Consider the following 9,831-nt stretch of genomic DNA (forward strand, 5'->3'; position numbering starts at 1 on the left):
GGTCCTACCGGTTTAAGTCGAATCGACGCTTGGAGCAATTGCGCACGGTAGCGCTTCAAGTGTGCCGGCGATAGCGCTCGGAACGCGGCGGTGCGTGCCGCACGGCTTGCGCGCGCTCGCCGGAGAAGCCGCTTATCCCGCGCGAAGGCTGCCACGCCGAATAGCGCTCGCGCTCGGACAGTCTGGGGTGCGCCTTCGCTGAAGCAAGCTCGATGCGCCGCTCGAAGGGAAAGGACACGTGTCCGCCGAAGACGAGCGCACCGGCTTGCACGCGAGAGGCGTCGCGACTCGTCACACGCTCGATGAGCCCGATCAACCCCGTAATCGCGCGCAGCCGCGAGACAGAAAGAAAGCCCGAGGTGAAGGACGGCATATCGTCGAGCATACATGCCGCGTGCCGAATATCGACTTCGCCGAAACGAGGGTCTTCCCGAAGCAAAACGTACACGTCGTAGGCACGATGCGGACGACGTTTCGTGATGTAGCGGAAGCAAACTTCAGTGCGGCCCTCGCCGCGCTCCCAGGGATGGGCCGAAGACGTCATGTCGAATGCTCCCGGACAAGTACAGTTGCCGTTATTCAAACCGCATGGGGCGAATGGCGGCTTGATCCAGGTCAGTGAGATGCCGTAATCGTCGGTGTTTCGTCGCCTTGACCTGCATCAGAACGATGTCGAGTCCGATGCGGGATGCTTTTGGGACGCGTTCGCCAACCGAGGAAAAAACCATGAAGAAGCGGCCCATCGAGCTATCGAAGGCGATTCTGATGATTGGTCTCTACGGCTTTCTCGTGCTGTTACTGAGCGATCTCGCGTTCTTGAACACACACGCGAGAGAGATTCCTTACAGCGAGTTCCAGACGCTGCTGCGCGCCAAGCAGGTCGACAATCTCCAGATCAGCCCAACGCAAATCGAAGGTACGATTCGCTCGCCGGAAGCGCTCGCCCGGCTATCCGAGGCCGATGCGTCGGCGCTGCGCAGGCAAGGTGCGCCTTACCGTTTCTCGACAGTGCGTATCGGCGATGGTTCGCTCGCCACAGAACTCGAGACAACCGACGTTCGCTACACCGGAGTCACCGAACGCTCGTGGCCCATCGGCTTGCTGGGCTGGATGCTTCCGCTGCTGGCGTTCTACCTCTTCAGCCGCTACGCCTTCAAGGGAATAGGCGGACTGAAAGACCTGAGCGGGGTCGGCAAGAGCGGCGCATCCCTTTATGAACAACAGCAGAGCAGCGTCACATTCGACGACATCGCGGGCATCGACGAAGCGAAGGCCGAGCTGCAGCAGATCGTTCAGTTTCTTCGTAGCCCGGAGCGCTATCGTCGGTTGGGCGGAAAAATTCCCAAGGGCGTGCTGATCGTCGGTGCGCCGGGCACGGGTAAGACCCTTCTGGCAAAGGCAGTGGCGGGCGAGGCCAAGGTTCCCTTCCTCACGATCAGCGGGTCCGCTTTCGTCGAGATGTTCGTGGGCGTCGGCGCGGCCCGCGTGCGCGACCTCTTCGAGCGCGCGAAGCAACTGGCGCCGTGCATCGTGTTCATTGATGAGCTCGACGCGCTCGGCAAGGTTCGCGGCGCGAGCGTGGTCGCCGGCAACGACGAGCGCGAGCAGACGCTCAATCAATTGCTCGTGGAGATGGACGGCTTCGAGCCGAACTCGGGCGTGATCCTGCTGGCGGCGACAAACCGGCCAGAGATTCTCGATCCCGCCCTGTTGCGGCCGGGCCGCTTCGACCGGCATATTGCAATCGATCGGCCCGACATCAACGGCAGACGGCAGATCCTCCAGGTGCATGTCAGGCAAGTCAAACTCGCGGACGACGTGGACCTCGCCGAATTGGCCGCCCGCACACCCGGTTTCGCAGGCGCGGACCTCGCCAATGTCGTCAACGAGGCCACCCTTCATGCTGCCGAACTGGAGAAGGACGCCGTTGACATGGCGGACTTCGACGAAGCCATCGACCGCGCGATGGCGGGCATGCAGCGAAAGAGCCGCGTCATGAACGAGCGCGAAAAGCTGACCATCGCCTATCACGAGGCGGGCCACGCGCTGGTTGCGCAGTCCCGGCCGCATTGCGATCCCGTCAAGAAAGTGTCGATCATTCCACGCGGCGTCGCGGCGCTGGGCTACACGCAACAGGTGCCGACGGAGGACCGCTACGTGCTGCGCGAAAGTGAATTGCTCGATCGGCTTGATGCGGCGCTCGGCGGCCGTGTCGCGGAGGAGATCATGTTCGGAGACGTTTCGACTGGCGCGCAAAACGACCTCGACCAGGCCACCGCACTCGCGCGCCATATGATCGTGCGTTGCGGGATGAGTCCGGCGCTGGGCCTCGCGACGTTCAGCGACGACGAAGCGCTTTCCGGACCCGGCGCGTTGCCGCGCCATCCAATGCGCTACAGCGACCGCACGGCCGAATTGATCGATACGGAGGTGAGGCGCATGCTGGCAGAAGCGCACGACCGGGTACTGCATACGCTGCGCGACAGAAGGCCGCTACTCGAAAAACTCGCTCGCTTGCTGCTCGCACGGGAAGTCGTCGATCACGACACCTTGCGGCAGCTGATAGCAAGCGACGCCTCCGGGCAGGCTAACAGGCAACAGGCGACGACTGACTCGATGGCGTTGCCAGCGCAGACGCATAACGAGCCGATTCATACCAGCGGTTGACCGTTTCCCAGGTCTGCGCCGCCGATTCCGCGAAGCTGAACAAGGTGAGGTCCGCCGCGGACACGAGTCCTTCCTGCAAGAGGAAATCGAAATTCACCGCCTTGCGCCAGAACGCTTCACCCACGAGCACAACCGGAAGAGGCCGGATCTTGCCCGTCTGCAAGAGCGTCAGTACTTCGAAGAGCTCATCGCATGTCCCGAATCCTCCGGGAAAGAACACGGCAGCCATCGCGCGTTCCAGAAGATGCAGCTTACGGATCGCGAAGTAGTGAAAGCGCAGGCACAGCTCCGGTGTGATGTATGGGTTCGGATATTGCACATGAGGCAGTGTGATGTTCAGACCGACGCTAGCGTCTCCCGATTCGAACGCACCGCGATTGGCGGCTTCCATGATGCCGGGTCCGCCGCCTGTCACGACGGTGAGCTTGGGCAAGGTCGCGGTGGCACGCGCGCGGCCGACAATCTCGCCGAGCGCACGCGCGATCGCATAGTAGCTGCGATTGGACGCAACGCGTGCAGCGGTGGAGGACGCGTCGCACAGGCGCTCATCTCCTCGATCATCCACCGCCTGCTGCGCGGCTTGCCCCGTGATGCGCGTGCTGCCGTAGACGACGATGGTGTGGTCGACTGCGTGAGCTTTTAATAGCGCTTCGGCCTTCCAGTAGTCGAGTTGAAGCCGCAAGCCGCACATCTCCGGGCGTTGCAGGAACTCCGCGTCCTGGTCCGCCTGGACGTAGCTCGGGCTATCGATCAACTTCCGAACGCGACGCGCGGCTTCCGGATCGTCGTTGCGATGCGGCGTGAATCGGTTGGAATCGGGCGTTTCTGGTATGACGGCGGCCATTTCGTTGCCTCGTCGGCACCTGAGTGAGGCGATCGTCGCGCCTTGGCGGCTATGTGATCTTGATGCGAGTCAAGGCGGCGCAATTTTCGTAACGGGCGCTGCGCTCCGTCTTCGCCAATCATGCGAACGAAATCAAGCATGGTTGCTGTGGCGGCGAGGCGCTTGTGATCGAGACGGATGACATGCACCACGAGGCGTTCGGATTTGCGGTTCGCCACTGCTCCATTTCGAAGTCATTGAACTGATTGAGCGCGCGCGAAATGGCCTACCGTTTGCGCCAGTACCGGCGTCGATCCAGTGGACAATTTCAGGTTGACCGCGAGGGCCGTGCGGTTCATCCAGCCGCGCGCACCCGCCGCCAGACCAGCGGAAGCGCAATACAGATAGACGTTTTGCACGATCGCGCCCGCGCTGGCGTAAGCGAAGCTTTCGCGTTGGCGCGCCGGTACGTCCTGCATGCGGTTCAGGTCCGCCACGAAGACGAGGTCGACGGGCGCGTACGACAGAAAGTCCTGATAACCCGTCGTCGCGCGTAGATCGAACGGCGCGGCGATCACAAGCCGATGTCCATCCGGTTCATATCGATACGAGCCCGTCGCAAGCAGCACGTAGATATCGATCTCGTACCCGCCTAGCGCCGATGGCGCCGTGCGGCCGCCCTCGGCATCGCGGTTGATGCCATTGGCCGCCCACAGTAACTCGCTGAGAAGATTCAGATTGACGGGTTCATCCGAGAAGTCGCGCGAAGTGCGGCGCGCAGCGAGCGCGTCCAGCAGAGGCATGCCGCCAAAGCGCTGGGGCTGGGGAAGATCGACGACGTCGCGAGGCGGCTTGTCAAGCGGTCGGGGAGACGGTGCGTTGAGCACGGCGCCGATACGAAACAGAGGCTTGACCATAGCTACAGGCTTGCGCAATCAAGCAGGTGACGTAGAGTTGTCCGATTCTTGCACCGCACGCTGCATGGGGATTGATCTGGATCAGTCTCTAGAACCTTGTTGCCATGTCTTTCGCGTCACACACCGCTCGCGGTTCTTGCCGCACCTCTCGATTGACTCACATCAACGACCGCGTGGCAAACGCCTGCTCGATTCGGCTCAGCAATTCGGCGCGCGTGAGGCTATCGAAGCCGAGATCGCGCTCGAATTGCGAGTCCATCGTGATGTCGCTGGCCGCGGCGCGCATGCCGTGCGTCTCGGCGACGAGCGACTCGACGATGTGGATCAGACGCTCGCACAGAGCGGCATCGTCGGTGGTAGCGGGGCGGGCGTCCAGAGGCGTCATCGGATGACTCGTTCGGGTTCACTCGATAGCTTCCGGTGACTCGGCTCGCCCGCGGTTGATTCATGTCAAGCGTCTGCTTCGAGCGCAGTTTCACGCTGCGTGACTGTGGGATGAAAACACTCGCTTGAGTGAACGTGATGCACTACTTCGACGTATGCAGTGGCAATGCCGGCTGATTCAGGTCAACCGGTGTCAACGGTGCGCTTTGGTCACGATGATGTGTCTGGTCGAGTGTGCGATCGAATTGATCTCGGTCAAGCGCGTGCGATCCGGCAAGGCGAACAATGGCGCAGAGCCGTGTGGCATTGCGCGGCCCGATGCCGTCGAGGGGACGGCGCCAACTTTCTAGACGGGGAAAAGCATGCGAGCAGCTGACATCATGACGACGTCAGTCATTTCAGCCGACCCGGAAATGACCGTGCGCGACGCCGCAAGAACAATGGTGCTCGGGAACATCAGCGGAATGCCGGTAATCAACGAAACCGGCCGGCTCGTAGGCATGGTGACCGAAGGTGATTTGCTGCATCGGCAGGAGATTGGCACCGGCTTCAGACATCGCGCGTGGTGGCTCGAGTTGCTCTCTTCGACACGGGAGATTGCAAGCAAGTACGTCAAGGAACACGCAGGCAAAGTCAAGGATGTCATGTCGAAGGAGGTCGTGACCGTCGACGAGAACTGCACCGTTGCAGCACTCGCCGAGTTGCTCGAGCGGCGGCGCATCAAGCGGGTTCCTGTCATGCGCGATGGGAAAGTCGTCGGCTTAATCAGCCGCGCCAACCTGTTGCGCGCGATCGTCACGCTCGCGCCCGAGCCGCCCGCGCCGGTCGATCACAACGATGCCTGGGTACGCAACGCGATCGTGCTTGCCATGAAGGGCCAGCGCTGGGCGGTCGCACCGGAGAATGTCATCGTGAAGGAAGGCGTCGTCCATCTCTGGGGCGTCGTGACGAGCAAGGAGGAACGCCAGGCCGCTCGCATCGCGGCTGAGAACGTGGAGGGGGTGAAAAAAGTTATCTCGCACCTCGAGTTTCCCGTTGTGATGCCAGTTGCTTAACGGAAAGGGACGCGCGCTCCGGCGTCCCGCTCGCCTCGCTCACGTGATTCTTGAGTGACGAATGCACCGCTTATGCTCGATTTGAGGTGATCATGCGCGCCGGTCAGATCTGCACGCTTAACGTGGTCAAATGCGATCCCAACACAACGGTCCTGGAGGCTTCGAAGCTCATGCGAGCTAGCCATGTCGGGGACGTGGTGGTGGTCGAGAACAGGCATGATCGCATTGCGCCCCTCGGCATCGTCACCGACCGCGATATCGCCATCGCCGTAGTGGCCGAAGAAGTCGAGCCACGATCGGTTCTCGTCTCGGACATCATGAGCGCTCCCGCCGTGACAGCCTTCGAATGGGAAGATGGCTTTTGCCTGCCACGGCGCATGCGGCGCCTGGGCGTTCGGCGCATTGCCGTGATCGACGAGATGGGTGGTCTTATCGGCGTCGTATCGGAGGACGATCTGTTGCGATTTATCGGCGATTATCTTGTGGAACTGTCCCACGTCAGCACGCGCCAGACGATATTCGAAGAGAAGCGGCGCGGCTGAATACGCTCGCAGGCGAGGTATGGCGTCGAATGTCATGTTCAAAAGATATCCCTCGTTCCACGTTTGCATCGTTGGCGTAACGGCGCTCGGCTTTGCGGCCGGCGCGGGCTTCTTCATGGCTCGCAAGGTAGGCATGGCCCATGCAATCTGGCTTGCGTGTGTCGCGCCTTCATGCGTGCTCTTGTGCATCTCGGCGGTCAATGCGTTTCGCAGGCGAGAGGTCGGGATCGACGTGCTGGCGCTCTTCTCGATGATTGTCGCCGCAACCACCGGCGAATTCTTTACCGCCGCAGTAATTTCAATGATGGTGGCAGGCGGGCGGGCGCTCGAAGCCTTCGCGCAAGCTCGCGCGGGTGCCGAGATGACGGCGTTGCTCAAGCTTGCCCCGAATTTCGCCAATCGGTACGAAGCGGGCGAATGGCGTCAAGTGGACCCGAAAGCGATTTGCGCGGGAGATCGCCTGCTCGTACGGGCAGGCGAAAGAGTGCCCGCCGACGGAGCGCTGACACATGCAGCCGAACTCGACGAGTCGGCGCTGACCGGCGAGGCTGCCATCCGGTCCCGAAGCGCAGGCGAAGCCGTGCAGAGCGGCGTGTTGAACGCCGGCGCCCCTTTCGAGATGATCGCGGCGGCGACGGTGCGCGACAGCACGTTCGCCGGGATCATCCGTATGGTCGAAGCGGCGCAGAAGACACGCAGTCCGACCGCGCGTCTGGCAGACCACTACGCGATCTTCTTCGTGCCCGTGACACTTCTCGTCGCGGGTGCGTGCTGGATCGCGACGGGCGATGTCATCCGCGCGCTGGCGGTCCTTGTTGTCGCCACGCCATGCCCCTTGTTACTCGCCGTGCCGGTCGCAATCGTTTCGGGCATGTCTGCTTGCGCAAAACATGGCGTTCTGGTCAAGGGCGGCGACGCGATCGAGCGGCTGGCACAAGTGCAAATCCTCTTCTTCGACAAGACCGGCACGTTGACGAGCGGTCGAGCCCGGCTGGTCGCAATCGAGAGCAGTTCCGGCATCGAGCCCGAACGTGTGCTGCAGCTGGCCGCTTCCCTCGCGCAGGCGTCGTCCCATGTCATGGCGCACGCGCTTACGCTGGCGGCGCGCGAGCGCGGTCTCACGCTGAGTGCGCCATCGCGGGTTTCGGAGTGCCCGGGAGCGGGACTCATTGGCACCGTCGATGGGAAAGTCGTCGCGATCGGCTCGCTCACGCATGCAGCGGCACAGGCGCAAGTTGCGCCGTGGAGCGCCGCGTTCCTGCGTCGTCTCGGTCATGAAGACGGATCGGCCGTGTTCGTCGACGTCGACGGCGTGATGGTCGGCGCATTCCGTCTCGCCGACCCCATCCGGCTCGACACGCCCCGCGCATTACGGCTGCTAAGACGCGCGGGCATCTCGCGAATCGCCATGCTGACGGGCGACCGAAGGGACATCGCGGAAGGCATCGGCGCAAGTCTCGGGGTTACTGAGATTCATGCGGAACAGACTCCGGCGGGCAAGCTCTCATTGATCCGGTCGGCGCGCGAGCACGGCGTGGTCGTGATGGTCGGCGACGGGATCAACGATGCGCCCGCGCTCGCCGCCGCCGACGTCGGCGTGGCAATGGGCGCGCAGGGCGCGGCAGCATCCGCGCAGGCTGCCGATATCGTGCTTCTGACCGATCGGCTCGACCGCCTCGCGGACGGCCTCGACATTGCACGACGGTGCCGGCACATCGCGATACAAAGCGCCACGGCAGGGATGGGGCTATCGATCACAGCGATGATCGTGGCCGCTCTCGGCTATCTGAGTCCGCCCTACGGCGCGGTATTGCAGGAAGTCATCGACATTGCCGTGATCGGGAACGCGCTTCGCGTCCTGCGCAAGAAACCCCGATCGCACCAGCAAGTGCTGCCGCGCGGCGATGCAAGTCGCTTGCGGGCCGCGCACCTGAATCTTGAGCCGGTATCGGGCGAGCTGAGGCGTCTCGCCGACGCGCTGCCCGGGCTTCCGAGGCGATCAGTGCCGGCCGAGCTTGCCCGCATCAACGGCCTTCTAGTGCGCGTTCTACTCCCGCACGAGAAGGAGGACGATATCCATCTGTACCCCGACCTCGCCCGCAGACTCGCCGGTGAGGATCCGTTAGCCGCGATGAGCGGGACACACGCGGAGATTTTTCGCGTCATTCACGTGTTGCAGCGAATAGCGGCGGACCTCCCGCCCGAAGGACCGGACGAACAGGGGATGCGAGAGTTGCAAAGGCTACTTTACGTCCTCGATGCGGTCGTTCGAATGCACTGCGCGCAAGAAGACGAGCTTTATCACTCGCTCGATGAAGGTGCCTGAGCGGCGACGACGTTATCGCACTCGATCTTCTAACGAATCGCGGAATGCACGAGCAGCAAGGGAGTACACGCAAGGCGAGCGACTTGGCGCGCGACGCTGCCGAGGATCAAACGGGCGGCTCCGCGGCGTCCATGTGTGCCCATGACGACGAGGTCGGCTCGCCACGCGTTCGCCTCACGCACGATCGTATGGGCGATATCGTCCCCGCAGCGCGGCATTCGATATCGTGACGCACGTTTCGATTGATCGGTATCAACTGGCGCTGAACTGTCGGCGATAACCTGAGCGCTCGACTGGCCGAGACGGCCGGTTGGTCACTTCAGGAGTGTGTCCTATGAGTGAGGAAATCCATTCGACATTGAAGCGCCTGCACACGGACGATGGCTCTCATATCACCTATCTCGACGTGCATGACGCATCGTTCAGAGCGCCGGTCACGGTTCAGATGTCGTCGGCGTGGGCGTCGGCGTGCGCCGAGGTTTGGCTCGTCGCCGAGGGTCTGATGCGCGACGAAGGCATGCGCAGTCTGAAGCGCGCAAAGGGCCTCGACTCGGACAGCGTGGCCGCGCTGGTGCACGAACTCGTGTTCGAACCCGGCGCGCTCGTGAGATATCTGCCCGAAGCCGAGGCAATCGACGCGCTCGCCAACGACATTCGGACCTTTCTCACGCTCGCAAAGCGATATGAACAAGGTTGCGAAGGCGCCGACGGTCTACTCAGGATGATCCTCGAAAACGAGACATTTCCTCTCGGCAGCCTTCAGACGTTGGACCACGGCTTCGCAGTCGCCATCGAGGCTTATCTGCTCGGCGCGCTGCTGCGTCTGTGCGCGCTGCAGGAACAGGCGTTTCGAAGTGGCGAGGAATCGGATGTCAGGGCTTTGAGCGTCTATTCGATCCGTGCCGTGCAAACAGTAGCAGCGGCGATCGAAAGTCTGAAGACGCTCAACATGTCCCGCGTCGGCGCAATATATTGTGAACGCAAGGCGGGTGGATGCCGGGACACGGGCGTTGAGCGCGAGTGTTGGTGGTGGTGGCGCCATTGCTACGAGGTCGACGGTATGCGACGGCATTCCCGCGCTTGGGCGGGTGACGGAGCCAACGGCACTGCGCTCAAG

The 9,831-nt window shown here is 62.4% G+C and carries 9 protein-coding genes and 1 pseudogene; 5 read left to right on the top strand and 5 right to left on the bottom strand.

Features of this window, described 5'->3' with window-relative positions; translation table 11 throughout:
- Positions 1 to 55: 55 nt before the first annotated feature.
- The gene (locus P7F28_RS09150) at positions 56 to 385 is read right to left on the bottom strand and encodes a hypothetical protein (protein WP_277184190.1); all 330 of its coding nucleotides are present in this window, start codon (positions 383 to 385) and stop codon (positions 56 to 58) included.
- 341 nt (positions 386 to 726) lie between these two features.
- Here P7F28_RS09150 and ftsH point away from each other — a divergent pair, with 341 nt between their 5' ends.
- The gene (ftsH, locus tag P7F28_RS09155; RefSeq protein ID WP_277184191.1) at positions 727 to 2,667 is read left to right on the top strand and encodes an ATP-dependent zinc metalloprotease FtsH; all 1,941 of its coding nucleotides are present in this window, start codon (positions 727 to 729) and stop codon (positions 2,665 to 2,667) included.
- On the opposite strand, the gene P7F28_RS09160 is transcribed toward ftsH, so the two are convergent.
- The 3 genes from P7F28_RS09160 to P7F28_RS09170 all read right to left on the bottom strand — a co-directional run bounded on the left by P7F28_RS09160 (position 2,588) and on the right by P7F28_RS09170 (position 4,792).
- On the bottom strand, positions 2,588 to 3,511 hold the full coding sequence (locus P7F28_RS09160) for a TIGR00730 family Rossman fold protein (RefSeq protein ID WP_277184192.1): 924 nt from the start codon (positions 3,509 to 3,511) through the stop codon (positions 2,588 to 2,590). The two genes, ftsH and P7F28_RS09160, sit on opposite strands and share 80 nt — an antisense overlap.
- Positions 3,512 to 3,744: 233 nt before the next feature.
- A complete protein-coding gene (locus tag P7F28_RS09165) occupies positions 3,745 to 4,407 on the bottom strand; it encodes a SagB/ThcOx family dehydrogenase (RefSeq protein ID WP_277184194.1) in 663 nt (220 codons plus the stop codon).
- 157 nt (positions 4,408 to 4,564) lie between these two features.
- Positions 4,565 to 4,792, bottom strand: coding sequence for an acyl carrier protein (locus P7F28_RS09170; RefSeq protein ID WP_277184195.1), 228 nt, complete (start codon positions 4,790 to 4,792; stop codon positions 4,565 to 4,567).
- A gap of 361 nt (positions 4,793 to 5,153) precedes the next feature.
- Here P7F28_RS09170 and P7F28_RS09175 point away from each other — a divergent pair, with 361 nt between their 5' ends.
- From P7F28_RS09175 to P7F28_RS09185, 3 genes are all read left to right on the top strand, one after another.
- Complete coding sequence (locus tag P7F28_RS09175) at positions 5,154 to 5,846, top strand: CBS domain-containing protein (RefSeq protein WP_277184196.1); 693 nt, start codon at positions 5,154 to 5,156, stop codon at positions 5,844 to 5,846.
- A 92-nt stretch (positions 5,847 to 5,938) separates the two neighbouring features.
- Positions 5,939 to 6,388, top strand: coding sequence for a CBS domain-containing protein (locus tag P7F28_RS09180; RefSeq protein WP_277184197.1), 450 nt, complete (start codon positions 5,939 to 5,941; stop codon positions 6,386 to 6,388).
- A gap of 19 nt (positions 6,389 to 6,407) precedes the next feature.
- Positions 6,408 to 8,714, top strand: coding sequence for a heavy metal translocating P-type ATPase (locus P7F28_RS09185; RefSeq protein WP_277184198.1), 2,307 nt, complete (start codon positions 6,408 to 6,410; stop codon positions 8,712 to 8,714).
- Between the two features lie 29 nt (positions 8,715 to 8,743).
- On the opposite strand, the pseudogene P7F28_RS09190 reads toward P7F28_RS09185, so the two are convergent.
- Positions 8,744 to 8,920 (bottom strand): annotated as a pseudogene (locus tag P7F28_RS09190) (universal stress protein); the annotation flags it as partial.
- A 152-nt stretch (positions 8,921 to 9,072) separates the two neighbouring features.
- Between P7F28_RS09190 and P7F28_RS09195 the strand changes: the two are divergent.
- Positions 9,073 to 9,831: hypothetical protein (locus P7F28_RS09195; RefSeq protein ID WP_277184199.1), on the top strand; the 759-nt coding region annotated here is incomplete at its 3' end.

The sequence above is a fragment of the Caballeronia sp. BR00000012568055 genome (assembly GCF_029439455.1).
Taxonomy (GTDB): domain Bacteria; phylum Pseudomonadota; class Gammaproteobacteria; order Burkholderiales; family Burkholderiaceae; genus Caballeronia.